Annotated in this window: 20 protein-coding genes and 3 pseudogenes; 15 read left to right on the top strand and 8 right to left on the bottom strand. The window is 52.0% G+C overall.

Translation table 11 applies throughout. The features are described 5' to 3' along the window. Positions 1 to 16 precede the first annotated feature (16 nt). Complete coding sequence (locus ACZ5N7_RS06675) at positions 17 to 1,453, top strand: RCC1 domain-containing protein (RefSeq protein WP_464658334.1); 1,437 nt, start codon at positions 17 to 19, stop codon at positions 1,451 to 1,453. A gap of 489 nt (positions 1,454 to 1,942) precedes the next feature. Here the strand turns inward: ACZ5N7_RS06675 and ACZ5N7_RS06670 are convergent. Then, positions 1,943 to 2,737: pseudogene (locus tag ACZ5N7_RS06670) on the bottom strand (transposase); the annotation flags it as partial. A gap of 86 nt (positions 2,738 to 2,823) precedes the next feature. Between ACZ5N7_RS06670 and istA the strand changes: the two are divergent. Next, positions 2,824 to 4,062 carry an IS21 family transposase gene (gene istA / locus ACZ5N7_RS06665; protein WP_464654789.1) on the top strand — a complete coding sequence of 413 codons (1,239 nt, stop codon included), beginning with the start codon at positions 2,824 to 2,826 and terminating at the stop codon, positions 4,060 to 4,062. Next, positions 4,062 to 4,841 (top strand): IS21-like element helper ATPase IstB, encoded by a 780-nt coding sequence (istB, locus tag ACZ5N7_RS06660; RefSeq protein ID WP_464659088.1) that lies wholly within the window; start codon positions 4,062 to 4,064, stop codon positions 4,839 to 4,841. The genes istA and istB overlap by 1 nt, the downstream gene beginning before the upstream one ends. A 95-nt stretch (positions 4,842 to 4,936) precedes the next feature. Here the strand turns inward: istB and ACZ5N7_RS06655 are convergent. Beyond that, positions 4,937 to 5,411 (bottom strand): annotated as a pseudogene (locus ACZ5N7_RS06655) (IS110 family transposase); the annotation flags it as partial. A 165-nt stretch (positions 5,412 to 5,576) separates the two neighbouring features. On the opposite strand from ACZ5N7_RS06655, the gene ACZ5N7_RS06650 reads away from it, so the two are divergent. The 3 genes and pseudogenes from ACZ5N7_RS06650 to ACZ5N7_RS06640 all read left to right on the top strand — a co-directional run bounded on the left by ACZ5N7_RS06650 (position 5,577) and on the right by ACZ5N7_RS06640 (position 8,867). Next, positions 5,577 to 6,020: an SRPBCC family protein gene (locus ACZ5N7_RS06650; protein ID WP_464658333.1), complete on the top strand. Its 444-nt coding sequence runs from the start codon at positions 5,577 to 5,579 to the stop codon at positions 6,018 to 6,020. A gap of 722 nt (positions 6,021 to 6,742) precedes the next feature. Continuing rightward, positions 6,743 to 6,916: pseudogene (locus ACZ5N7_RS06645) on the top strand (DUF255 domain-containing protein); the annotation flags it as partial. 67 nt (positions 6,917 to 6,983) lie between these two features. Next, positions 6,984 to 8,867 carry a thioredoxin domain-containing protein gene (locus ACZ5N7_RS06640; RefSeq protein WP_464658332.1) on the top strand — a complete coding sequence of 628 codons (1,884 nt, stop codon included), beginning with the start codon at positions 6,984 to 6,986 and terminating at the stop codon, positions 8,865 to 8,867. 108 nt (positions 8,868 to 8,975) lie between these two features. On the opposite strand, the gene ACZ5N7_RS06635 is transcribed toward ACZ5N7_RS06640, so the two are convergent. The 3 genes from ACZ5N7_RS06635 to ACZ5N7_RS06625 form a co-directional block, all read right to left on the bottom strand. After that, a complete protein-coding gene (locus tag ACZ5N7_RS06635; protein ID WP_464658331.1) occupies positions 8,976 to 10,877 on the bottom strand; it encodes a glycosyl hydrolase family 18 protein in 1,902 nt (633 codons plus the stop codon). Positions 10,878 to 11,026: 149 nt separating this feature from the next. Then, positions 11,027 to 11,305 carry a YxcD family protein gene (locus ACZ5N7_RS06630; protein WP_464658330.1) on the bottom strand — a complete coding sequence of 93 codons (279 nt, stop codon included), beginning with the start codon at positions 11,303 to 11,305 and terminating at the stop codon, positions 11,027 to 11,029. Between the two features lie 3 nt (positions 11,306 to 11,308). Then, complete coding sequence (locus tag ACZ5N7_RS06625) at positions 11,309 to 11,737, bottom strand: hypothetical protein (RefSeq protein WP_464658329.1); 429 nt, start codon at positions 11,735 to 11,737, stop codon at positions 11,309 to 11,311. Positions 11,738 to 11,863: 126 nt separating this feature from the next. Here ACZ5N7_RS06625 and ACZ5N7_RS06620 point away from each other — a divergent pair, with 126 nt between their 5' ends. Continuing rightward, entirely contained in the window at positions 11,864 to 12,403 is a 540-nt protein-coding gene (locus ACZ5N7_RS06620; RefSeq protein WP_464658328.1) for a DUF309 domain-containing protein, read from the top strand. 117 nt (positions 12,404 to 12,520) lie between these two features. On the opposite strand, the gene ACZ5N7_RS06615 is transcribed toward ACZ5N7_RS06620, so the two are convergent. The 3 genes from ACZ5N7_RS06615 to ACZ5N7_RS06605 form a co-directional block, all read right to left on the bottom strand. Further along, positions 12,521 to 12,934, bottom strand: a complete 414-nt coding sequence (locus tag ACZ5N7_RS06615; RefSeq protein ID WP_464658327.1) for a thiol-disulfide oxidoreductase DCC family protein — start codon at positions 12,932 to 12,934, stop codon at positions 12,521 to 12,523. Between the two features lie 82 nt (positions 12,935 to 13,016). Further along, positions 13,017 to 13,580, bottom strand: a complete 564-nt coding sequence (locus tag ACZ5N7_RS06610; protein ID WP_464658326.1) for a beta-class carbonic anhydrase — start codon at positions 13,578 to 13,580, stop codon at positions 13,017 to 13,019. Positions 13,581 to 13,603: 23 nt separating this feature from the next. After that, positions 13,604 to 13,927 carry an iron-sulfur cluster biosynthesis family protein gene (locus tag ACZ5N7_RS06605; RefSeq protein WP_464658325.1) on the bottom strand — a complete coding sequence of 108 codons (324 nt, stop codon included), beginning with the start codon at positions 13,925 to 13,927 and terminating at the stop codon, positions 13,604 to 13,606. Positions 13,928 to 14,034: 107 nt separating this feature from the next. On the opposite strand from ACZ5N7_RS06605, the gene ACZ5N7_RS06600 reads away from it, so the two are divergent. The 8 genes from ACZ5N7_RS06600 to mutS all read left to right on the top strand — a co-directional run bounded on the left by ACZ5N7_RS06600 (position 14,035) and on the right by mutS (position 24,754). Continuing rightward, the gene (locus ACZ5N7_RS06600; protein ID WP_464658324.1) at positions 14,035 to 15,537 is read left to right on the top strand and encodes a carboxypeptidase M32; all 1,503 of its coding nucleotides are present in this window, start codon (positions 14,035 to 14,037) and stop codon (positions 15,535 to 15,537) included. A 104-nt stretch (positions 15,538 to 15,641) separates the two neighbouring features. After that, complete coding sequence (locus ACZ5N7_RS06595; RefSeq protein ID WP_464658323.1) at positions 15,642 to 16,646, top strand: ABC transporter substrate-binding protein; 1,005 nt, start codon at positions 15,642 to 15,644, stop codon at positions 16,644 to 16,646. 102 nt (positions 16,647 to 16,748) lie between these two features. Then, positions 16,749 to 17,525 (top strand): ABC transporter ATP-binding protein, encoded by a 777-nt coding sequence (locus ACZ5N7_RS06590; protein ID WP_464658322.1) that lies wholly within the window; start codon positions 16,749 to 16,751, stop codon positions 17,523 to 17,525. 6 nt (positions 17,526 to 17,531) lie between these two features. After that, complete coding sequence (locus ACZ5N7_RS06585) at positions 17,532 to 18,362, top strand: ABC transporter permease (RefSeq protein ID WP_464658321.1); 831 nt, start codon at positions 17,532 to 17,534, stop codon at positions 18,360 to 18,362. A 123-nt stretch (positions 18,363 to 18,485) separates the two neighbouring features. Further along, entirely contained in the window at positions 18,486 to 19,445 is a 960-nt protein-coding gene (locus ACZ5N7_RS06580; protein WP_464658320.1) for an aromatic acid exporter family protein, read from the top strand. An 83-nt stretch (positions 19,446 to 19,528) separates the two neighbouring features. Continuing rightward, the gene (locus ACZ5N7_RS06575; RefSeq protein ID WP_464658319.1) at positions 19,529 to 20,092 is read left to right on the top strand and encodes an outer spore coat protein CotE; all 564 of its coding nucleotides are present in this window, start codon (positions 19,529 to 19,531) and stop codon (positions 20,090 to 20,092) included. A gap of 302 nt (positions 20,093 to 20,394) precedes the next feature. Continuing rightward, complete coding sequence (locus ACZ5N7_RS06570) at positions 20,395 to 21,831, top strand: putative amidoligase domain-containing protein (protein ID WP_464658318.1); 1,437 nt, start codon at positions 20,395 to 20,397, stop codon at positions 21,829 to 21,831. A gap of 157 nt (positions 21,832 to 21,988) precedes the next feature. Further along, a complete protein-coding gene (gene mutS, locus ACZ5N7_RS06565) occupies positions 21,989 to 24,754 on the top strand; it encodes a DNA mismatch repair protein MutS (RefSeq protein ID WP_464658317.1) in 2,766 nt (921 codons plus the stop codon). The last annotated feature ends 19 nt before the right edge of the window (positions 24,755 to 24,773 follow it).

Raw genomic sequence — 24,773 nt, 5'->3', positions numbered from 1 at the left:
GAGGTGAAAAACATCTGTGTCATATAAAGTAAAAGAAGTTGCAAATATTGTAGGGGTCAGCATACGTACTCTCCATCATTACGACGAGATAGGTCTCCTTACGCCTAAATCCATCAGTCCAGCAGGGCATCGACTTTATACCGACTACGAGTTGGAGCGATTGCAACAAATTTTGTTTTTTCGGGAAATCGGGTTTTCACTGCAGGAGATCAAGCTAATTTTGGATAGTCCCGAATTTGACCGCAATAGGGCATTGGAACTACATCGTGATTTGCTGATTCAGAAGAAAAATCGTCTGGAAGATATTATCGATACGGTAAATAAAACGATTCAGTCCGTAGCGGGAGGAATAAAGATGAATATGAAAGAAATGTTTGAAGGCTTTGACATGACTGCAATTGAGGAAAACAAGAAAAAATTTACCGCCGGCGGGTATGAACATACGATAGCAGTTAAGGCTGACGGTACGGTTTGGGGCTGGGGTAATTTTGGCAGTAAGGATGAATATGAGCCAACGATTATCAAGCTGCTGACGAATGTAAAAACAATTGCGGCAGCATCCGGACATTACCACTCCTTTGCCGTAAAAACGGATGGCACGGTATGGGGCTGGGGAAGCAACTGCCACGGTCAGCTTGGAAATGGCTCGAGAAACAGCTACGAGGAGACTCCGATAAAAGTTGAAGGTCTGAATGATATCGTGTCTATTTCAGCAGGAGTGTTTCATACGTTAGCATTAAAAAAAGACAAAACAGTATGGACATGGGGTCCAAACTGGTACGGACAGCTCGGGGACGGGACAGACAAGGAGAGAAAATCACCTGAATCGGTTGACTCATTGACGGATGTAAAAGAAGTTTCGGCCGGATTTTTCCACTCTATGGCTTTAAAACACGATGGCACGGTATGGAGATGGGGAGGTTTTGGCGATAGTACGGAATTTTTTCCGATTAAGGACGAGAGCTGGGTTCCCATACAAGCAAATACTCTGAATGACATCATTGCTATCGCTGCTGGAGGCTCCCACAGTGTGGCATTAAAAAAAGACGGGACTGTTTGGACATGGGGGTACAACACAGAAGGTCAATTGGGCGACGCGAAATTTAAAGATTCATGTTCATGCGAACCGAGAATGGTGGTCGGATTAAGCGATGTTAAAGCCATTGCAGCGGGTGGCGCCTTTACGATGGCTCTGAAAATGGATGGAACGGTATGGTCATGGGGCACCAATACGTATGGAGAGCTTGGAGACGGAACGAACGAAAAAAAATGTGTGGCCCAGGAAATTCCCGGACTAACCAATGTTATTCATATTGCGGCCGGAACTAAGCATGCCATGGCAATGAAGAAAGATGGCAGCGTGTGGCTGTGGGGGAGTAACGACCATGGGCAGTTGGGTGAGCGTTCCGTTATCGCCAGAAACCAGCCTTATCCATGCTTTCAAGTCGGTTGAGACCATCCGATGTAACCATCACTTTCCATATTTCACGTTGGAATGAAATACTTGATTTTCCTATGGGGCAGTTCTTTCAGAATGAAGCAAAAAACATAAATTATTAGCCATTAAGCTCCCTCGAAATGATTCAGTATCCTCACTCAGGCTCATGAATTCGCAGGATTTCACTCTTAGCTATATGTGGGAGAAGGAAGTACACGGAGGAGCAGGTAGCTTGAGGCAGTCTAAAGGGCATACAGGAATAAGGGTGAGGCATAAACACCCAATTTGTTCCATATCCTGCACGTCTCCATGTAGCCCCTAGCGATTCTCACTCCCATGTCTCAACCGGTCTAAGCCCTTTCATTCCTTCGTCACATCTAACTAAGGGTGTGGAGGTCGGTCTTTCTAACGGAACGGGTCCGAGCCCTTTTGCGTAACGTCTCCCGATACTCCGTGCTTCTGATTTATCCTGCGAATGCATCAGCTGGTGAGAGTAGACTGATCTTAGGCTGCTTGCGGAAAGACTTTGGTAGAGTCATAAGCTTCGCTACTCTTGGCCAGCCCGACAAGCATACGGGCAACTTTACCGCATAATTTCATAATGGATTTCATTTTCTTTAACTTCTTCACTTCAACGTTGGAGTGGTGCAAGGCCCTGACATCCGGATTGGTCATCACCATACACATCGTCATGAGATAGAGAAAATGACGCAGACGAGGGCGGCCTCGTTTGCTGAGTACCATCTTTCCTCGCCATTTCCCGGAACTTGCCTCAGCTAGATTCAAGCCAGCATGTCGTAGTAGAGCATTTCCGTGTGCATAGCCACTTAGATCACCGGCTTCGCCTAGCACACCGGCTAAGCTCGTTGCATTTACACCTCGTATTTCAAGTAACTTTTGCGCATAGGGAATACGCCCCAGGATGAGATGGAGTTCATGCTCAATCTGTTCTAGCTGACGCTGTGCCAAATCGTATTCCTCAAGCAGTTGACTCAAGTGAAGCTTGTAGGCGTGGAGTGCCTGCGTAGCACCAACACTGCATTTGGCTAGTGCAATGAGCTGCTCCGCTCGTTTAACGCCAGCATGACGTTTGACATATTGCTTCCAACCGGCAAGGACCTGTTCAGTGGTTAAAGATCTGATTTCCTCCGGTAAGGGAAAGAGCCTAAGCGTAGCAATGCTACTCGTGCAGGTAAGGATCTTAAAAACCTGGCGCAGCTCAGGGAACACAATATCTACCCAACGATGAATCTGGTTAACAGCGCTGTTGAGCCGTTTAGTAACCGTGTCCCGGTTAGCTGTGAACGGCAGTGCTAAAATCCCCAATAATGGCACTTGAAAATTCCCCATAATCGGCAGACACTCTTCCTTATGGGGGAGAGACAATGATCAGGAATGGGGAGTTTTACGTGATTCAGCACATGACACAAAAAGGAATGAGCAAGACGCAAATCGCCGAGGAACTCGGCCGTGACCGGAAGACCATCGGGAAGTGGCTCCGGGAAGACGGTCCGCAAGCTTACAAGCGGCAAACGCCGAAACCGAGCATCCTGGCGCCGTTCCAAGACTACATCCGTTCGCGAATGGAAGAAGGCTGCCTGAACGCAGCGGTACTGTTCGACGAAATCAAAGCCAAAGGCTACATGGGCCAGATCCGACTATTGCGTTCGTTCATGGAGCCACTGCGGCCAGCGGTGCTCGCCAAAGCGACCGAACGTTTTGAAACGCCGCCCGGCAAACAAGCGCAGGTGGACTGGGGACATTTCAAAGTCGAATGGAAGGGCGAGGCGAAACGGCTGTATGCCTTCGTCATGGTGCTTGGCTATTCCCGGATGATGTACCTCGAATTTACGGAAGACGAACGACTGGATACGCTGATGGGCTGCCATGTCCGGGCGATGCAGTATTTCGGCGGCAGGCCGGAAACCGTGCTCTACGATAATATGAAAACCGTTGTCACCGGTGTGGACGATCAGGGCCACCCGGTATGGAATGAGCGGTTCGCCCGTTTTGCCGCTCATCACGGGTTCCTGCTCCGGCGCTGTGCGCCGTATCGTCCACGCACCAAAGGGAAAGTGGAAAACGGTGTCGCGTATGTACGCAAAAACTTTTGGCCGCGCGTGCGCACCTTTACCGGTTTGACCGATCTGAACATCCAAGCCCGCTTGTGGCTCGATACGGTGGCCAATGTCCGTATCCACGGCACCACGCATGAAGTGCCGCTGCAGCGTTTACAGCAAGAAGTTCTGCAGAAGTTTAATGTGCGCCCCTTCGATGAAGCGGAGCGGCATGCCCGCAAAGTGTCCGCCGACTCCCTGATCTCCTATGCGGCGAATCGCTACTCGGTGCCCTGGCGGTATGTGGGGCAAACAGTGGAGGTGCAGGATGAGCGCAATGGCCGCCTCCGAATTTTTGCTGGGGACAAGCTCATCGCCGAACACGACAAAGCCACTGGGCACCATGAGGTGGTCTTCGACCGCAAGCATTCCGAAGGCATCCGCTCCGCAGTCGGGAAGCCCAAGCAGCTGCCCATGCCGCGCTTAGTCCAGCAAGCGTTGCCCGACGTGGTCGTGCGCGATCTGTCGGTCTACGAGGCGTTTCTGAATGAGGCGGTGATCCAATGATGGTGGTCACCGAACGGTTACAAGAGGCTTTCGAAGAACTCGGGTGGAGCCGGATTCCGGAGATTCTGCACCACCATGCCGAGGAAGCGGCGGCACAGAACCGGACATATCTGGAGTTTCTGGATGGGCTGCTGCAGGAGGAACTGTCCGCTAAGCATGACCGGTTCATCCGCATGAAAACCCGCATGGCACACTTACCGTACCACAAAACGCTCGATCAGTTCGACTTCGGCTTCCAGCCGTCGGTCGAAGAGCGGCGCATCCGGGACCTGGCGACACTGCGCTTTGTCGAGCACCAAGAGAATCTGGTCTTTTTGGGGCCGCCCGGTGTGGGTAAAACCCATTTGGCCGTAGCACTCGCGCTGGAGGCGATTAAACGGCGCTACACGGTGTATTTCACCACCGCACACGATTTGGTACAGACCTTGCAGCAAGCGCATCTCAATAACACGATTACGCAGAAAATGAGGGCGCTCACCAAACCGAATCTGCTGATCATCGACGAGATCGGCTACCGGAAGATGGATGAAACTGCCGCCCACTTCTTCTTCCAGATCATCGCGGAGCGCTACGAGTCTGGCTCGATCATTCTCACCTCTAACAAGTCTTACGGCGCCTGGGGAGAAATCTTTGGGGACTCGGTCCTCGCTACCGCCATCCTCGACCGCCTCCTCCATCACTCCAGCACGATTAACATCAAGGGGGAGAGCTACCGAATCAAAGAGAAGAAAAAAGCCGGATTTTTCCGACCCGATCCGGATGAGGAAAAAGAAAATTAAATAGATTTTCACCGGCCTCACGCGGGCCTTCTACTTGCACCTTTTGGGGAAAATTCAAGTGCCGGTTTTGGGTAATTTTCGTTTGCAGTTGACATAGCCATGAGAATCCGTAGTTCCTCGAAGGCTTCTGGATGGAAACGTACAGGGGGAGTAGTACCCGTTTTTGATCATATCCGCGATAACAAGTGCGTCTTTCCGGTCACTTTTAGATGGGGTATTGTCGCGGTTTTCTTTATTCTTTTTGACGAGGTGGGGATTTACAAGAACAACTTCAATTCCTTGAGAAGAGAGCCAACGAGCCAAACTCAGCCAGTAATGACCGGTTGGTTCCATGCCAACGATGACTTTGTTCAGCGTGTAGGTTTTGAATAGATCCTGAATCCAACGACCCAAGTGTTGAAAACCTTCGTTGTGATTTCCAAACTCCAGAGGTGTGCCCAGGGCGATTCCACGAAAACTGACAGCGCGAGCCACATGAGCTTCCTGGGCGATATCTACACCGACGACAAGATGGCTTGCGGTAATGTTTTCAATGAGTTGATTTTGTTTGTCTTGTGCCTTAAACTTCATAGTAGAGCGACCTCCTGATGTGGGATTTTAAGGGCTTTTGACCCGTTGCGTACTCCCATCGTACAGAGGCGCTCCTTTTTATTCAAACTCCTAATTATTCGTTTTACAGGAATTCTAACGGAGTACTATTTTCAAAACGGCGAAAGCATTATTGGAGGAATAAGTATGGTTGATGTTTTAACAGAAATAATAATAAATTGTCCTCGTGATAAAGTTTCAGAATATGCAACGAACCCTGACAATGCTCCTGAATGGTATGTGAATATTAAATCGGCAGAATGGCAAACACCAAAACATTTGATGATCGGTTCTAAAGTTGCATTTAAAGCACAATTCCTGGGAAGACAACTTTCGTATGTATATGAGATAACGGAATATATACCAGGACAATTGCTTGTAATGAATACTGCGGATGGACCTTTTCCAATGAAAACAACTTACACTTGGGAAGCCGTTGATGGAAACTCAACCCGAATGACATTGCGAAACCAAGGTAATCCGACTGGGTTTTCAATGTTATTTGCTCCTTTTATGTCATTGATGATGAAAAGAGCAAATAACAAGGACTTGAAAAGAATCAAGTATATTCTTGAAAAAAGTGCTTCGTAAATCCGTCACCTTACATAGTTCAGCAATTTGCTAAAACTGGCTGACCTCATAATACGACGGAAACGATAGTTCAGAATAAACCGATTAATGTGGCGGTTTTTATTTGGTCACAAATCAACAATCAAGGATAACAGAGCCTTTTAAAAAAGAAAGCCTAAGATCATCGTTTATATATATCATCAAATTTTTTGTCCCATTGTTTCCAATGGAATTCAAGTAGTTGGCAAAATGTTTTCATATCCCAATCGTCAAACAATCTTTCTCCATAAAGATCGTGCGAAATAATTGTGAGAAAGCGCTGGAACGTGCGGAGGACATGTTCTTGCGTGGCAAGTTCGATAAAACTAAGTATAATCGGTATCAAACGAGATACCAAGGTGAAATTCTGAATCTGATAGTTGAGCTTGATGAATTGGAAAGGTCAATCGAGGTTCAACGTACCTCACGTTTCAGACGAAGATCGACTTAAAGCAATAAAAGCCTTTAAGGAAGCGTGGAACACAGACGATATTACAGCAGAAAACCTAAACAGAACTTGCGAAAGCAGTGATTGGCCGTATAGAGTACATCCGCGAAAACGATAATGTCCAATTAAATGTCAAGTTTCTATAAGTTTCAGAAGCGAGCCCATGCCAATTTCGGTATGGGTTTTTTCCTTTTCTTAGGGATATGCTAAGATCGTATTGTGGACGTAAATTATTCCAGATCGGAGTTGTTTAAAAATGCTCGATACAACCGAAAAACACAAACACAGACCTAACCGTTTGATAAATGAAAAGTCGCCGTATTTACTACAACATGCTTACAATCCTGTCGATTGGTTTCCGTGGGGAGAAGAAGCGTTCAGTAAGGCAGCAAGGGAGAGCAAGCCTGTATTCTTATCGATAGGCTATTCCTAGCCTTCGGGCTATGAATAAGAACATATGATTGGTTATACTATCAACTTGCCATTGGTGTCATGTAATGGAGAGGGAGAGCTTCGAGAACGAGGAAGTGGCCGAGCTGCTAAACCAAGATTTTGTATCCATCAAAGTGGACCGCGAGGAAAGACCTGACGTCGATCATCTCTATATGTCGGTGTGCCAGGCGATGACGGGGCAGGGGGGATGGCCGCTCACTATCGTGATGACTCCCGAGAAAAAGCCGTTTATTGCCGCAACGTACATACCAAGGGAACGCAAATACGGCAGGCGCGGCTTGATTGAGCTACTGCCCCAGATAGCAGGGAAGTGGAAAGAGGACCGCGAGGGAGTCTCCGGGATTGGGGATCAGGTAGTGGACGAAACGCAGAAGCGGTTGATCGCCAAACTGAAGGGCCAAGTATCCGAGCAGACGCTGGAGAAAGCTTACCGTATTTATGCAACGACGTTTGACGGGGAGTACGGCGGTTTTGGGGATGCTCCGAAGTTTCCAACGTCGCACAATCTGTCCTTTTTGATAAGATACTACAAGAAAACCGGGGAAACTCATGCTCTCAATATGGTGGAGAAAACGCTGGATTCGATGAACCGCGGCGGGATGTACGACCATATCGGCTTTGGCTTTGCCAGGTACTCTACAGACGGGCAGTGGCTTGTTCCCCATTTCGAGAAAATGCTGTATGATAACGCACTGCTCGCCATGACTTATGTGGAGGCCTACCAGGTCACCGGCAAAAAGAAGTACGCCGACGTGGCGGAGCAAATCTTTACCTACGTGCTTAGAGATATGACCGATGAAGGCGGCGCGTTCTACTCTGCGGAGGATGCCGATTCCGAAGGGGTGGAAGGAAAGTTCTATGTATGGACTCCTGAAGAGGTTCTTGAAGTTTTAGGCTTGGAAGAAGGAGAGCTCTTCGCGGAAGCGTACGACATCACGGAGGAAGGCAACTTTGAGGGGCAAAGTATACCCAATCTCATCCACACCTCACTGGAATCCTTTGCGCAGCAGAAGGGGATCAAGCCTGCCAAGCTCATGCAAAGACTGGAAGCGTCACGCCAAAAGCTGTTTCAACACCGCGAGCAAAGAATTCATCCCCATAAGGACGACAAAATCCTCACCGCATGGAACGGCTTGATGATTGCGGCCCTGGCAAAAGGCGCAAAAGCTCTGCAGAAAAGTGAATATGCAGATGCGGCACGAAAAGCAGCCGATTTCATTCTGCACCGCTTGGTCAGGGAAGACGGAAGGCTGCTGGCCCGGTACCGGGATGGAGAAGCGGCTTTTGCAGGATACGTGGACGATTATGCTTTCCTGATCTGGGGGATCATCGAGCTGTACGAAGCGACTTTCGAGATCGGGTATCTGAAAAAAGCGGTTGAGTTGAACGAACAGATGCTGCGCCTGTTCTGGGACGAAGAGAACGGAGGGTTTTTCTTCTACGGCTCCGATGCGGAACAGCTCTTTACCCGCCCCAAAGAGATTTACGACGGGGCCATGCCCTCCGGAAATTCAGCGGCTGCTTTGAATCTGCTGCGACTGTCAAAGCATACATACGACGCCAGGCTGTCGCAAAAAGCCGATGAACAGATCGAAGCTTTTGCCGGTGCGGTCAACACTTATGCTGCGGGACATGCTCTTTTCCTTATGGCGCTTGATTACGCGTTTGGACCAGGCCAGGAGATTGTGATCGCGGGCGATCCTCAGGAGGAAGATACGCGTGAGATGCTTCGCACCGTGCAGCAAAAATTTCTTCCATACGCGATTCTTCTGCTGCATCCGTCCGGTCAAGCAGGGGAAGCGGTCAGGGAGTTGATCCCTCTCGTCAGGGACAAGATAGCCCTCGGAGGAAAAGCGACGGCATATGTATGCGAGAATTTCGCCTGCCACGCTCCGACCAACGATTTGGAAGAGCTTGAGGAGCTATAAAAAGCAACAAAACAGGCCGAGCGCTCATGGTGAGCGTCCCGGCCTGTTTTAATGCGGTACTAATTCTGAGGATAAAGGTTAACTTCACTTTGGAAATTCATTTAAGGATCAATATTTCTTTTGCAGCATCGTTTTCCACAGATCAAGGGTATCGTATCCGAGACGCCAAGCCGCTACTCCGGCAAGGTCGTATTTTTTCGCTATGTCCAGACGCGCCATGACGGTTTCTTCATTTTCCAGCCAGAGTACGTACTTAAAACCGCCTTCTTCATACTCCGCCTTGTATTGGTTAAAGCTGGCGTCCCAGGTTAGAACCGCTTTTTTCGCGGCAAGCAGCTCCGGAACGCTCTTCATGTAAACCGCGCGGTTCGATACGCCCTTGCCGGAACTGTCCAGCTTCCACTCCCGTACATAGAAAGGAATACCCATGATCAGCTTATCTCGGGGAATCCCGTAGGAAAGGAACTCTTTAATTCCTTCCTCGGCCCACTGCAGCCCTGCGACGGAGCCAGGTGTGGCACTGCCGCTGTAATATTGGTCATATGCCATAATCATTATATAATCGGCGATATGGGCCAGTTTCTCGTGGTCGTACGCGCCCAGATGGTTCCATTTCACGCTGCCTCTCGGCAGGTCGATGGAGAGCGTGAGGCCGCGCGCGTGGGCTCCATCCGCAAATTTCTGCACAAACGCTGTGTAAGCGGCGCGGTCTTTGCCGAGCAAAGCTTCAAAATCGAGATTCAAGCCGTCAACCCCGATTTCAGCTGCACGCCCAACGACCGATGCAATGAATTTATTCTGTGCTTCTGCGTTAGCAAGGAACAAATTCGTCATATTTCCGTCAAATTGATTATGAATAAGCGGATGAACCTGAATCCCTTGTTTCTTCACGATATCGACGGCTTCTTTGTTTGAACTGTCTTTAAGCCCGCCGTCCTTATCAGCTAATTGGAAGAATGTTGGAGAATCGGCATCCAGTCCGGTTGTTCCCGCCACATGCGCTTTTACCGTGTTCGCATCCGATTGGCCGTTCCAGCCCCAGAACATCAGCTGGCGGTAATTTGTCCACAAGGTGACGCCGTCCAAGGCTCGTATCGAGCTGCGGCTGTACTTGAGAGCAAGGTCTAAAGCACCGGCAATCGTATTGGAGTCGGCAATAAGAGCCTCTTTTTGATATACACCATAATAAGGATGATTGCTCCAAATGGCTTTTCCGTTCAGCATAATCGAAGAATGCGACAGCTGCCTGGCATAATCCGCGGCTTCGTCCAGAGATACGAACTCGGCCATTGGCGTTTGGTTCTGGTAGACTTTATACTGCATTTCATTCTCAAAAACTACGCTGTTTGCCGTCGTATTCACGATGTGCGAATTCCCCCAACGGAGCGATTCATTGACGGCGTCTCCCAAATACGCGAATTTCCAGTTCTCAGGAGCGTAGTTTCCTTGCACGACTTGATACATCTTTGCCTGCGTGCGAAGCTGCTGCTTGTCGGCGGAAGAAATGTTGTCCCATACCCAATGATTGTCGTTCAGCTGGATAATGTGGGAGTTTGCCCATCGTGCCGCTTCTTTCAAAGCGTCGCCATAGGATTGGAACTGCCAATCGGGGAGCGTTATATCGCCTTGGTATATTTGATAACGGGGATAATTGTTCCACACCCAGCCTGCTGATTGAAGATCCCTGACACTTGCGTGGCTCCAGCGCCTGGCTTCATTGACGGCATCTTCCAATCTGGAAAACTGCCATTCCGGCAATGTCGTGTCATATTGATACACACGGTAACGGGGGAAATTGTTCCAAACCCACTTGCGTGTGCCGATTTCCTCCACATAGGAATTCGTGTAATATTTCGCATAATTCACAGCGCTGTTCTTATCCGCAAATTCAACCAGCAGATGATCGTTCTGATAGACCCTGTAATTTGTCGTCTTGTCTGCTGCCATAACCGTGCCCTGCGCCATAAGGAATGCCGCAAGGCAGCCGATCCATAAAACCTTCTTCTTCAATCTATCACGCCTCTCCAGTTTCTACTCTCCCTAGTATTAAACGCAGATAGAGTAGAAATGGTTGCGGTAAAGAGGAATTTTCTAGTTGAGGATCTTGATAATACGAAAAGCCGCCTCATCCTCAGATGAGACGGCTTGTGTACGTACAGTTACACCTGCACAATCGCTTCGATTTCATGCTCCAGCCTCAGCTGGATCTGGTCCCTGAACACTCGCATTCCATGTTGATTCAGCATATAGCGTTCGATAGCCTCAAGGATATTGGCCGCTATAAGCACCTGGTTTCTTCCTTGCACGGTGACTTCGGCCGAAAACCCGTAATCGTCGTCATACATCAGCCCGACTTGCACTTCCGTGGGACGGACTCCTTTGCGTTCGGCCATATTCAGGCATATGGCGTTGCTGATCTCCTGCTCCGATAAAATCATGGATTAGTACCTCTTGTGATCGAATTTTTTCCGGTTCATAAAATATCTGATTACCCCGACAACGAGCGAAATCAGAATCACTATGGCCAGAACGTTCACCATAAAGCCCAGCAGACTGCCGAGGCCCCCCATGTGACCGAACAATCCGCCGAAAAGCATGCCGGCGAGTCCGCCGATCATCATTCCCTTCAATAAAGATCCTCCGCCGCTGAAAAATCCGCGTTTGGCGGTTGAATTGTTGATCGGATTGGTAGCTGCTTTATCAGGCGCCGGTGTAGGCCGGGTGTAGTTGGTATTAGGCGCTTTGCCCGGAGCGGAAGGGCTGTAGCTTCGCGTCGGCGATTTGTAGGAAGCTGCGTCAACCGAAACCGGCGCGGTAAAGCTGAACACAAGGGCGAAGGCCATTACTAGCGCGATCCATTTTTTGTACATTGTCAGTTTCCTCCTGGGAAGTTATGTTTGTTCATAACTCTAATACGGATAATCTCCTCTATGGTTTCGGATTTTATCCCACCCTGATACAATAATAGAGATAACACGTGTAAATGAGGCGATCAAGTGAACACCTACCCCGAGGAATGGGTGCAGTATCTGGTTTATTTTCACGGTGCGAGGGATTATTTCGAATGCCATGAAGTGATGGAAGCCTACTGGAAAAACCATCCGGGCAGTCCTTGCCGCCCAACCTTTCTGGCTCTGATCCAGATTGCCGTTTCCCTATACCACCACCGGCGAGGAAACCACTCGGGTGCCTATAAATTGATGTCCGGCGCAAGGAGCAATATCCGGCGTGAGCATTTGGACAAGCTCGGTATCGACGGACAGGGATTGATAGAAGTAATAGAGCAAAGGCTTCAGGCGTTTTGCGAGGATGCGCGGCCTCCATTCGCGGATATCTGCATTCCCATAGCCGACGGCCGGCTGCTGGAACAATGCCGAAAAAGCGCGGAGCGGTCCGGATTCCCTTGGAACGGGCGGTCCGATTTAGCCGATGAGTACTTGATCCACAAGCATAAAAAGAGGGACCGCTCTGACGTGATTGCGGAGAGGCAGCGCAGTATAGCGCACAAAGCCAGAATGAGGGGAGAGCGGCCCTGAATAAGCGGAATGAACCGAAGTAGATACCTGCAGGATACCTCAAAGCCAGGCTGGAGGGGAAAGCGGCCATGCATAAGCGCGATGAAGGGGAGCAAGCCAAAGGTCGGGACGGTTCTCTTATTGTTCGTCGAGGATGAATCTGTCTCGAATTTCTTTGGTGGGAATCATACAGGAGTCCAGCCTGCCGAACCATTGATAACGCCTTTCGGCGATAAGCCGGTAGACAGCGTTTCGCAGCGCTCGGGGTACGAAAATAAAGAGATAGATCAGCTTCCAGAAGCCTGACAAATGTCTGCAGATCCTCAAAGCTGCGTCGGATTCGGTGTAATACTGTCCAGCTTCCATCAGAATTATAGAATCGATATTGGCCAGCTCCGGGCGGCGGGCCACTGCCTCCCGGCCGGCAGCCGACTGCAGCGGAGCAAACCGGAACTTCCCTGCCGGATCGTGCCGGATAATAAAATTTACGGCACCATTGCAGAAGCTGCATACGCCGTCGAATAAAATGATCGAATCCCCTTGTTTTGCCATGGACTGCACCCCTCTCGCAGGAAAACAAAGAAACCTCGGCTTCTGGTACCCAGCCGCCAAGATTTCTTTGCGTACGAGCGTGTTACTCGGCAAAGCCTTCTTTTACAATATCAAGCAAACCGGTTTCGGGGTTCATGATCAGGCCGTGCACCGGAACATCTTTCGGCAGAAGTGGATGGGAGCGGACAATATTGACGCTGCGGGTCACGCTCTCTTTTACATCGTCGAAGCCTGTCAGCCATCTGTCAAGGTCTATCCCGGAGTTCCTTATCGTACTGATGGTCTCGTCGCTGATTCCACGCTCGCTGGCTTTGGCGAGAACGGATTGCGGATTCAAGGCCGTCATGCCGCAGCCGTGATGGCCGATGACGAAAATCTCTTTCGCCTGCAGTTCATACACAGCAACCATGATGCTCCGCATTACGCTTCCGAAAGGATGGGAGATGATGGCTCCGGCGCTTTTAATAATTTTGGCGTCTCCGTTGCGCAGGTTCATCGCTTTGGGCAGAAGCTCCACCAGCCGGGTGTCCATGCAGGTTAGAATGACCATGCGTTTATCCGGGAATTTATCGGTCAGAAACTCCTCGTAATCCTTGTTCTCAACAAACTGGCGGTTATACGTTACAATCTCATTCAGTAAACTCATCGGTCATCCACTCCAATACAGGTTTATCTTTTATCTATTATATTTAAGTTTGCGTTGTAGATCTGGTTGTCGCTTTTCAATACGTAACGATGAGAACCGGGCAAATAGTCGATGACCATTTCCTCTTCAAAATATACCTCATGCTTCCGGTCCACTATAACGGGGAAGGGTTCGCCTTCAAGCTCCATATCGTACTCCCTCGACCGGGACACCAGCCAAATGGCGGGTACGCCGTTCACCGCGCAGCCGCATCCCTCCGAATCGAACACCAGTTTCATAAAAGCCGGCTTCTCCTGAATGGAGTGGTTGATTTCATAAACAGCGGTATCCGTAAAAGTTATATGCATGGTCTGTCCTCCTTTTTCAATATTTTATCATATTATCCGTTTCTGTTGCGAATGAATTAGTTACCCGCTATGATGAACATAATTATAGTTGAAAGGGGCGGTCGCCTGTGAGCCGAATCGAAGAATTCAGAGCATACATACGCAAAATGAGAAACTATGAAGAAGCGCTTGGCCTGCTTTACTGGGATTTACGGACCGGCGCCCCCAAAAAAGGCGTGAATACCAGGTCCGAGGTCATCGGCATGCTTTCGGGAGAGCACTTCCGGATGACGACTTCGGAGGAGATGGGCCGTTATGTGGAGGAGCTGTCGCAGCCCGAACAGTTTGAAGGCTTGAGCCGCGTAGACCGCCGCATGGTGGCCGAAGCGAAAAAGGATTACGAGCGCAGCAGCAAAATTCCGGCGGATAAATTCGAAGCCTACGTGGTACTGACGTCCCAGGCCGAATCCGTGTGGGAGGAAGCGAAGCGCAATAACGATTTTGCAGTATTCCAGCCCTATTTGGAGAAAATTGTGGCGATGAAGTCCGAATTTGTGGAGCTTTGGGGCTACGAAGACAACCGGTATGACACGCTGCTGGATATGTATGAAGAAGGAATGACGGTGAAAAAGCTCGACAGCGTATTCGGGGCTCTCCACGGCAGGCTGGTGCCTCTGCTGTCCGAGATTCAGGGGGCTGCCCAGCCGGACACCTCTTTCCTGCATCAAAGCTTCGACACCGCAAAACAAAAGCAGTTCTCCCTGTTCATCCTGGGGCAGCTGGGCTATGATTTTGAAGCGGGGCGGCTGGACGAGACGGTGCATCCTTTTGCAACGGGGCTGAGTCCAGGCGATGTCAGGGTCACTACGCGATACCTGCCGAACGATGTGGTAAGCGCGCTGTTCGGTACGATCCACGAATGCGGCCACGCTCTGTATGAACAGAATGTGTCACCCGATTTGATAGGCACTTCTCTATGCTCGGGCACATCAATGGGAATCCACGAATCGCAGTCGCGTTTCTGGGAGAACGTCGTCGGGCGCAGCGTTCCGTTCTGGAACCGGTACTATGGAGATCTGCAGAAGCAGTTTCCGGGGCAGCTCGATCAGGTGCCTGTGGACGTTTTTTACAAAGCGATCAACCGGGTGGAGCCTTCCCTGATCCGGATTGAAGCGGACGAACTCACTTACAACCTGCATATAATGGTGCGGTATGAGATCGAGAAGGGCCTTTTCAACGACTCGTTCAAGGTGAAGGACCTCCCGGAAGTGTGGAACCAGAAGTACAAAGACTATCTCGGCGTATCACCCAAGACCAATGCGGAAGGCGTGCTGCAGGATGTGCACTGGGCCGGCGGCGATTTCGGCTACTTTCCGTCTTATGCCTTGGGCAACATGTACGCCGCGCAGATTGCGCATACGATGCAAAGGGATATGCCGGAGTTCGACCTGTGGGTCGGGCAGGGAAACCTGGAGCCGATTAAACATTGGCTGGTTGAGAAGGTGTACCGCCACGGCAAGGTGCTGACTCCGAACGAAATTATTACTTCCGTGACGAACGAGGAGTTGAATCCGGAATATCTGGTGGAGTATTTGGAACATAAATATAAGCCGCTGTACGGTTTGAAATAGAGGGGGACCCGCAAGGGTTCTTTTTTTTTTGTTGGCAGGCACCCTCCGCACCTTTTCTGGGCTTATGCATAGGATGGAGTACATATATTATTGGAGGGATTTGTATGAAAAAAGGGCTATCGCTGCTCATCGTTGTAATGGTCAGCTTGGGGGTGCTGCTCTCGGGATGTGCCGGAAGCAACGGGCAAACCCGGAAAATCCGGATAGGTGAAGTCACTCGCTCAATTTTTTACGCTCCTGAATATGTCGCGATGACGCAGGGCTTTTTCAAAGAGGAAGGGTTGGACATTGAGCTCACCACGACACCCGGCGGGGATAAGACGATGACGGCGCTTCTCGCAAACAACATTGACGTGGCGCTCGTCGGTTCGGAAACTTCCATTTATGTGTACCAGCAGGGCTCTGACGATCCGGTCATAAACTTCGCCCAGCTGACGCAAACGGACGGGACTTTTCTTGTAGCGCGCAAGCCGATTGCGAATTTTGATTGGAACAGCTTGAAGGGCGTGACCTTCCTTGGACAGAGAAAAGGCGGAATGCCCCAGATGGCAGGAGAGTTCACGCTGAAAAAGCACGGCATCGACCCGAAAAAGGATTTGAACCTGATACAGAACGTGGAGTTTGCCAATATCCCGCCTGCCTTCATATCCGGTACCGGCGATTATGTTCAAATGTTCGAGCCGCAGGCGACTATTATCGAGAAGCAGGGCAAAGGGTATGTGATAGCGTCCTTCGGCACCGAGAGCGGAAAGCTTCCTTATACGTCTTTTATGACGAAAAAAAGCTATCTAAGCAAAAACTCCGCCGATCTGCAGAAATTCACCAATGCCATCCATAAAGCCCAGAAATGGGTCCAGGAAAAAAGCGTAAATGAAATCGCCGCTTCCGCAGCTCCTTTCTTCCCGGACACCGACATCGAGATCGTGCGTGCAGTGGTGAAGCGATATAAGGATCAAGGTTCTTTCGCGACCGATCCGATCATTGACGATAAAGAGTGGGATAATCTTCAGACTGTAATGGAAGCCGCCGGGGAATTGAAGAAAAGAGTGGATCTCAAGACGCTGGTCGACAATTCTTTTGCGGAAAAAGCAGTGAAGAACGTGAAATGACCGGTCAAACCGCCGCAGGCGGGCTGCTGTCCGGGTTGGGGCATGCACGAGAGCGCCGGGCAGCATACTTGCGGCAATCACAGCATACAAGGGGGCAAGGTCGTGATACCTGCCGTTGATGTGAATGATGTTACGCATGTATATGTAAATGAGAGCGGGGCCGCCCTGGCGATCGAGAAAATCAATCTGACGCTCACGGACGGAGAATTCGTCTCTTTGGTGGGCCCGAGCGGCTGCGGCAAAACGACGCTGCTGTCCGTTATTGCCGGCTTGATTACACCTGCTCGGGGGACGGTTGAGATTGCGGGTCAGCCCGTGAAGGGGCCTACTCCGAAGGTGGGCTATATGCTGCAGCAGGATTTTCTGTTCCCATGGAGAACGATCGGCGAGAATGCAGTCATAGGATTGGAGCTTATGGGCTGCCTGACGTCCGAGAAAAAGGCGTTCACGCTGCATCTGCTGGAAGAATTGGGGCTTGGGCAGTACGTGCATAAATACCCGAACGAACTGTCGGGAGGAATGAGGCAAAGGGTCGCGCTGGTGCGCACTTTGGCGACTGAGCCGGAGCTTTTGCTGCTCGATGAGCCTTTCGCGGCATTGGATTATCAGACGAAGCTGCAGCTGGAAGATCTTATATTTCAAACGTTAAAAGACCACCGCAAGACCGCCTTGCTCGTAACCCACGATATTACCGAAGCGCTGGCGATGAGCGACCGGGTCATTGTGCTGGAGCCGAACCCGGGCAAAATCCGCACGGAAGTCGTCATCCCGCGCCGAATCGCCGAGACTCTTCCTGTCCAGTCCCGCGATCAGGAAGGCTTTCATGCTTTGTTTCGCGCGATCTGGAAGGAATTCGAGTCCATGGAGAGAAAGAGGTGACCTTTCATGGAATCCGGGAGGAAGCCGCTTATTAATGAAATGGCGGAGCCGCAGATTATCTACGAACGTTTTCTGGGCAAAAGAAAAAGGCAGTCGCTGTATGTGCTCACTGCGCAGATTTTGCTGCTCCTTTTGTTCGTCGGCAGCTGGGAGGCGGCAGGCAGGGCCAAGTGGATCGATGTGCTGCTGTTCAGCTATCCCAGCAAGATCGGATGGCTGCTCAGGCAAAAGCTGATGGACGGCTCGCTGCTGCCCCATGTCGGAATCACGGCGGTGGAGACAATAGCCGGTTTTATCCTTGGAACGCTGTGCGGACTGGGAATCGCAGTGGTCATTTGGTGGAGTCCTTTTCTGGCCAGGGTGCTGGATCCCTACTTCGTAGTTCTAAACGCTCTGCCGAAGGTCGCTTTGGGACCGCTGTTCATTGTCGCGCTGGGATCCGGGATGCTTTCGATTATATCGACCATTCTTTCAATTACGGTCATTATAACGACTTTGGTCATTTATTCTTCTTTTAAAGAGGTGGATCCCAATTACATCAAGGTGGTGCGGGTGTTTGGCGCGGGCCGCAGGCAGGTATTTACGACGGTCATTCTGCCCGCTTCAGTTCCGTCGATCGTATCCGCGCTAAAAGTCAATGTAGGCCTAGCCTGGGTCGGCGTCATTGTGGGCGAGTTCCTTGTTGCCAAGCAAGGATTAGGTTATTTGATCATTTATGGGTTTCAAGTGTTTAATTTTACGCTGGTCATCGGCAGCTTGTTCGTTATTGCTATCGTCGCGACCGTTATGTACCAGGCCGTTGCCCTGCTGGAGGCAAGAATCGTGCGCAAGCAGTAGCTGGTGCAGTGGAGCAAGCATGAAGCCCTTGGAGGGCTTTTCTTGTTTAAGCAATGCATTTGTGACCTGGCCCGAAATCAGTTACGATGAAGACGATACTTTCTAACGGGCGGGGTTAAAAAAATGGGTCTTCGAATCGTCAAGTCGGCTGTGGCTTCCGTGCTTTCCATTTATTTGGCAACGGCTTTCGGATTGCATTCTCCGAATTCGACCGGGCTGCTCGCCATTCTGGGTGTAGAGGTGACCAAGAAGAGAGGGCTGACCGTTTCGCTTAAGCGGATTGGAGCCTCTCTGCTCGGGCTGTTCATCGCCTCTTTGTTATTCAGTGTATTCGGGTTTCACGCATGGGTGGTCGGCTTCTATATTATGACCGCGTTTCCGCTGCTCAGCCGCCTGAACCTCAGTCAAGGCATCGTCACCTCTTCAGTTGTCATGTTCCACTTGTTATTGTATCAATCGACAAGCTTCCAGGTCATTTTGAATGAAGTGTATTTGCTCCTGTTGGGATTGGGTACTGCGACCGTCATTAATTTGACCTACATGCCCAAGGTGGACGAAGAGCTGCTGGACGTGAAGGGGCAGGTGGAGCAATTGTTTTCCTCCATATTTAAGGAACTGGCGGGACATCTGAAGGACCAAGTGCATATATGGGACGGAAAAGAGCTGCTGGAAGTGTCCGAAACGATAGAGAAAGGGTTGAAGCTGGCCGAAAGATCCAGGGAAAACGCGCTGATCTCGGAGGACCGCAGCTGGATTACTTATTTTGTAATGAGGCAGCAGCAGCTCGATATAATACACCATATGGTCGATTTAACCTCGCAAGTGTATATGAGGCTTCCCCAGGCGGAGCGGCTTATTTTCATTTTTGAGGAATTAAGCAAGGACGTGAAATCCGATTATTATACGGGAAGATGCGAGCAAGCTTTAAAAGAAATGGGAGAAAATATGCTCAATATGCCGCTTCCGGCGGGCAGAGTGGAGTTTGAAATTCGGTCCGCTCTGCTTCAGCTGCGCCTGGAACTTCTAAACTACCTATCCATCGCCAAGAAAAAGAAGAAAAAACAGGGTCGTCAAGAAAATTGAACAAACTTCCAAAATAGTTGTCACCCTAGACGAATGTCCTGCATACAATTTAAATGAATGATTGTATGGAGGAGGTAGAAAGGATGTCCTTAGATAGAGACATGCAATGCAGAGAGATCATCACCAAGGCAGTCTGCGGCAAAGGTCGTAAGTTCTCGCACGTCAGCCATACCGTGACGCCGTCGAATGCTCCTTCCAGCATCCTGGGGGCCTGGATCATCAATAACCAATATGAAGCGGTGGGTTCAGGGGACGGCGTAGAGGTAGTGGGTAGTTACGACATCAATATTTGGTATTCTTACGACAGAAATACCAAAACAGACGTTGCCAAAGAAACGGTCTCTTATGTAGAAGTCGTGCCGCTCTCTTACCTAGACAAAAAACACAGGTCTTCCACAGCAGAGGTTTCGGCGGTCGCAACGCAGGAACCGAACTGTGTGGAAGCAAGCGTATCCGCTAACGGCAACAGTGTCATTATCCGTGTGGAACGCGAGTTTGCGGTGGAACTGACGGCGGAAACCAAGGTATGTGTGCACGTCTGCAGCCACTGCTCGGATTACGATGAAAAGCACGTTGATTTCGACAGCGCGGACGACGGCGATTTCGAGGATCTCGATCCGGAATTGGTTGATGACGAGCTGAATTGACGCACGGTTGTTTCGTAGTTGACAACAGAAGTTCCTCCCTGGGTTCCGGTTGCAACCTGCCGTGCTGGACTCGAATGATTCGCTGCAATTCGACCCGAACCTGACTTTGCCCTCCGCTCCAACGAACTTGATACATCATATGTTGAGCAAAGAGTTTCGGCAGAGGGCATATGCCCTCTTTTTTGTATTACGGCGGGTTTGCAGTAAAAATGGGCGTTTTTCATTGGACTGCCTAAAAGCAACGGCAATGAACCGCAGAGCTTGGCCTCACTGTGTGAGGATGAAATTAGGGGGCGAGGTCCATGTTTCTGCTTCACTCTAATGAACCGGGTATACGGCATCTGTTAGATCATTTAAGGATTCCGTCCGGGACATTGCCGCCGCAGACGGAGGGAGAAACCATCATTCGTTGGGGCCTGAAGCCTTGCGGCGTCGAAGTCTCTTGTCTGCTGCAGCCGGAGATGCCCGTGCTGAGCTCGCTTGACAGAAGCAAGGCGGCAACCGTGCTCAGAACCCATGGGATTCGCTGGTTGGACAAAAAGCAAGCTCCCCCAAGCGTCGATTATCCCTGCCGGTACATAGTACCGGTTTTTCAACAACAGGCACTCGCCGTATTTGAAAGGAAAAGCGCCGTATTTTTGAACGGTTCGGGTATCACAGTAGGCAGCAGCGGGGGAGGATATTCCGAGCTGCACACGGAAGAGCTCGGCTTTCATTCCAAAAGGGCCAAAAAGGAAGCGGTCAAGGCCGTCTACGCATTAGGGCTGGATTACGGCCTCGTCTATCTTGCCGTGACTTCGCGAAGCCATACGGGCGTATTGCAGGTCAAGCCGATACCTTCGTTGAACCGGCGGCTCGGTCTGCTGTTCGCTCAGGCAATCAATGCGTTTGCCGAAGAGATGAAGCGGGACGAAGGACGGGAGGAGCAGGCCATGCTCGGCTGCGACCCTGAATTTGCGCTGCGCAATCCGGAGGGCAAAGCCGTGTTCGCGTCGCGCTTCATGGAGAAAGAAGGCCGAGTCGGCTGCGACTCCATTGTGCTGAGCGGCCAGCGCAAAATCTACCCCCTCGCCGAGCTGCGCCCGGCCCCAAGCCGCGACCCGCTGACGCTGGCGCGCCAGCTTCGCCGCACGCTGCACCTGGCAGCGGCGAAAATCACCGACCCCAGCCTCGATTGGGTGGCCGGGGGAATGCCGCTGAAGGGATTGCCGCTGGGCGGACACATCCATTTCAGCGGCATTGCCCTCAGTGCCCGCCTGCTGCGGGCGCTGGACAACTATGTGGCCCTGCCGCTCCTCATGGCAGAGGCCGAAACCACCGGCAGCCGCCGTCCGAAGTACGGCTGCCTCGGGGATTTCCGCCGCCAGCCTCACGGCGGCTTCGAGTACCGGACGCTGCCGAGCTGGCTCGTCTCGCCCTTGCATACCAAGGGCGTGCTGGCGCTTGCGGCGCTGGTCGCGAACCATTACAGGCTGCTCACGAGGCAGCCTCTGTCCGAGCCGGAGCTCGCGGCCTGCTACTACTCCGGCGATAAACAGCGGCTGCAGCCCTGGGTGAGGCTGCTGTGGGAGGATCTCGAGCGGCTGCCGGCTTACGGGGAGGTCCGCGAGCCGCTCGATTGGCTGAAAAACCAAGTGCTGGCCATGGTTCCCTGGGGGGAGCAAGACGATATCCGGATAAGCTGGGGAATCTTCCAATTTGACAAGAAACCCACTACCCTCCCGCAATTCATGGTATAATGGGTCGAATAGAAATAGTCGGCAATCATCCAGTATTACACAAAAGGACAGTACAACGACAAAGCTCCGGAGGTCCGAAAAGGAACAAGCCACGAGCACTTTAAGAGAGTTCGTACGGCCCCGGGGCCCACAGGTAAGGAGCGGAAATTAACGACCGATGGCCACGAAATATACGCCGATGATAGAGCAGTACCTTTCAGTGAAAGAAGGGGCCAAGGACGCTTTTTTGTTCTTCCGGCTAGGCGATTTTTATGAATTGTTTTTCGAAGACGCGGTCCTGGCAAGCAGAGAGCTGGAGATTACGCTGACAGGCAAGGACGGCGGGGCCGAGGAGCGCATCCCCATGTGCGGCGTGCCTTACCATTCGGCGGAAACTTACATAGCGAGACTGATTGAAAAAGGGTATAAAGTCGCCATCTGCGAACAGGTGGAGGACCCCGCCCAGGCTAAAGGGATCGTCCGCAGGGAGATCGTGCGCATCGTTACTCCGGGGACGGTTATGGACAGCAGATCTCTCGGCGAAAAAGTCAACAATTACATCGTGTGCATCACCGGGCAGGAAGGCGGTTACGGCTTCACGGCATGCGACATTTCAACCGGGGAGCTGTACGTGACGGAAATAGGCGGATCGCTCCAGCTGGTGCTGGACGAGACGAATGTGTACAATCCGTCGGAGCTGGTGGCGGACAGCGGGCTTTTGGAGAGAGTGCGGCCTCACGCGGCCGAGAGGGACAAGCCTCTCGTGCTGACTCCCTGGAGTTCGATTGATGCTGAGCTGCCTGGGCGGCATTTTGGCGGGGAAGCCCTTGACTGCTTATCCGCCGTGCAAAAAGAAACGGTGTCCATGCTGCTCTGCTATCTCCAGGAAACTCAGAAAAGGTCGCTGCTCCACATTAAACATTTGAAGCTGTACGAGCAAAAGCAGTACATGACGATGGACCCTTTTACGAGGCGCAATCTGGAGCTGGTGGAAACGGTCCGCGACCGGTCCAAGAAAGGCTCGCTGCTGGGGCTGCTGGACCGCACAGTAACGGCAATGGGCGCAAGGATGCTGCGCAGATGGATCGAGAAGCCGCTGCTGCAGGCGGCACAGATCGAAGAGCGGCTGGAAGCGGTGGACAAGCTGTACAACGGTCTGATCGCGCGAGAGGAAATCAGGCAGCAGCTGAAGGAAGTGTACGACGTCGAACGGCTGAGCGGCCGCGTCTCGTACGGAAGCGCGGGCGCCAGAGACTTGCTGTCGCTGAAGGCGTCGCTGGCGCAGGTGCCGGTTCTCGCCCGGCTGTGCCGGTCTTCGGGGTCGCAGACGCTGATGAAGCTGGTGGATTCTCTAGATGAATGCGGCGATATCAAAGATTGGATCGGCGAGGCGATTGCGGAAGAGCCGCCTGTCGGCATCAGGGACGGCGGGATGATCAGGGAAGGGTTCCATGCCCATCTGGATCAGCTGCGGGAAGCGAGCAGGAACGGCAAGCAGTGGATCGCCGAACTGGAAAAGCGCGAGCGCGACCTGACCGGCATCCGTTCGCTGAAGATTGGATACAACAAAGTGTTCGGCTACTACATTGAAGTGACCAAAGCGAATGCGGCGATGCTGCCGGAAGGCCGCTACGAGCGCAAGCAGACGCTGGCGAACGCGGAGCGCTACGTGACTCCCGAGCTGAAGGAGAAGGAGGCGCTGATCCTCGAAGCGCAGGAGAAAATGGCTGACATCGAGTTCGAACTGTTCACCGGGCTGCGCGAGCGCATTGCGGCGCAGATTTCGCGCCTGCAGAAGCTGGCAGAGACCGTCGCCACGGTCGACGTGTACCAGTCGCTGGCCGCCGTGTCGGCAGCGAACCGCTACAGCCGCCCGCAGATTGGCGGCGGCTACGATCTTCGCGTCGCGGACGGCAGGCACCCTGTCGTTGAAGCGGTGATGAACGATGGATCGTTCATCGCCAACGACACGGAGCTGACGTACGCGGACAGCCGCATGCTGCTCATCACCGGCCCGAATATGGCCGGGAAGAGCACGTACATGCGGCAGGTGGCCATCATCGCCCTGATGGCCCAGATCGGCTGCTTCGTGCCGGCGCGGGAGGCGGTCCTGCCGGTGATCGACCGCATTTTTACGCGGATCGGCGCGGCGGACGACCTGATCGGCGGACAGAGCACGTTCATGGTCGAGATGATGGACATCCGGACCATGACGGAGAAGGCGACGCCGAACAGCCTGGTCATCATCGATGAGCTCGGGCGCGGCACGTCGACCGGGGAAGGGATGGCCATCGCGCAGGCGGTCATTGAGTACCTGCATGACCGCGTCGGCTGCAAGACGCTGGTATCGACGCATTTCCACGAGCTTGCGCACCTGGAAGAAAGCTTGGGCCATCTCCGCAACCACTGCATGGCGGTGAAGGAGAACTCCGGGCAGGTGACGTTCCTGCGCAAGCTGATCCGGGGCGCGGCTAGCACCAGCTACGGCATCTACTGCGCGCAGATTGCGGGGCTGCCCGAGAGCATAATCCAGCGCTCTTATTCGCTGCTGCACGCCTTTGAGGCGAGGGCCGCCGTACCGGAGGGGGCGCTGCAGGAGAATGCTGCGGCCTATGCCGCAGCGGGCGGCACTCACGCCGCGGACGCTTCGCCGGCTGCGCAGGCGGCAGGCTCCGCCGTGCAGCTGAGCCTGTTCGGCGAAGCGCCGGAGCCTGCGGCCGCAGGCCAGCCGCGAAGCGCGCCGGCTGACATTCTCGGCCCGGCGGACAAGGCAGCCGGCTTGGCTGCCTCCGAGACGACCGAATCCGCCCAAGCCGCACCCGTCCTGCCCGCTGTGGAAGCCGAGCTCATTCACTCGCTCAAAACCGCGGATCTCATCAACATGACGCCGCTGCAGGCGATGAATCTTCTCTACGAATTAAAGCAGAAGCTGCAGCACCCATGATTCCAACTTCCGAAAGGGG

This window comes from Paenibacillus sp. JCM 18996 (assembly GCF_055392555.1).
This window is presented reverse-complemented; position numbering and strand designations above follow the sequence as displayed.

Coding starts and splice junctions, on each gene's coding strand:
- ACZ5N7_RS06630 (WP_464658330.1), bottom strand. CDS start 11,305: ATGATTTTATCGGAGCAGGAGATCAGCAACGCCATATGCCTGAATATG.
- ACZ5N7_RS06575 (WP_464658319.1), top strand. CDS start 19,529: ATGTCCTTAGATAGAGACATGCAATGCAGAGAGATCATCACCAAGGCA.
- istA (WP_464654789.1), top strand. CDS start 2,824: ATGATCAGGAATGGGGAGTTTTACGTGATTCAGCACATGACACAAAAA.
- ACZ5N7_RS06650 (WP_464658333.1), top strand. CDS start 5,577: ATGGTTGATGTTTTAACAGAAATAATAATAAATTGTCCTCGTGATAAA.
- mutS (WP_464658317.1), top strand. CDS start 21,989: ATGGCCACGAAATATACGCCGATGATAGAGCAGTACCTTTCAGTGAAA.
- ACZ5N7_RS06640 (WP_464658332.1), top strand. CDS start 6,984: ATGGAGAGGGAGAGCTTCGAGAACGAGGAAGTGGCCGAGCTGCTAAAC.
- ACZ5N7_RS06605 (WP_464658325.1), bottom strand. CDS start 13,927: ATGCATATAACTTTTACGGATACCGCTGTTTATGAAATCAACCACTCC.
- ACZ5N7_RS06615 (WP_464658327.1), bottom strand. CDS start 12,934: ATGGCAAAACAAGGGGATTCGATCATTTTATTCGACGGCGTATGCAGC.
- ACZ5N7_RS06580 (WP_464658320.1), top strand. CDS start 18,486: ATGGGTCTTCGAATCGTCAAGTCGGCTGTGGCTTCCGTGCTTTCCATT.
- istB (WP_464659088.1), top strand. CDS start 4,062: ATGGTGGTCACCGAACGGTTACAAGAGGCTTTCGAAGAACTCGGGTGG.
- ACZ5N7_RS06625 (WP_464658329.1), bottom strand. CDS start 11,737: ATGTACAAAAAATGGATCGCGCTAGTAATGGCCTTCGCCCTTGTGTTC.
- ACZ5N7_RS06585 (WP_464658321.1), top strand. CDS start 17,532: ATGGAATCCGGGAGGAAGCCGCTTATTAATGAAATGGCGGAGCCGCAG.
- ACZ5N7_RS06610 (WP_464658326.1), bottom strand. CDS start 13,580: ATGAGTTTACTGAATGAGATTGTAACGTATAACCGCCAGTTTGTTGAG.
- ACZ5N7_RS06570 (WP_464658318.1), top strand. CDS start 20,395: ATGTTTCTGCTTCACTCTAATGAACCGGGTATACGGCATCTGTTAGAT.
- ACZ5N7_RS06595 (WP_464658323.1), top strand. CDS start 15,642: ATGAAAAAAGGGCTATCGCTGCTCATCGTTGTAATGGTCAGCTTGGGG.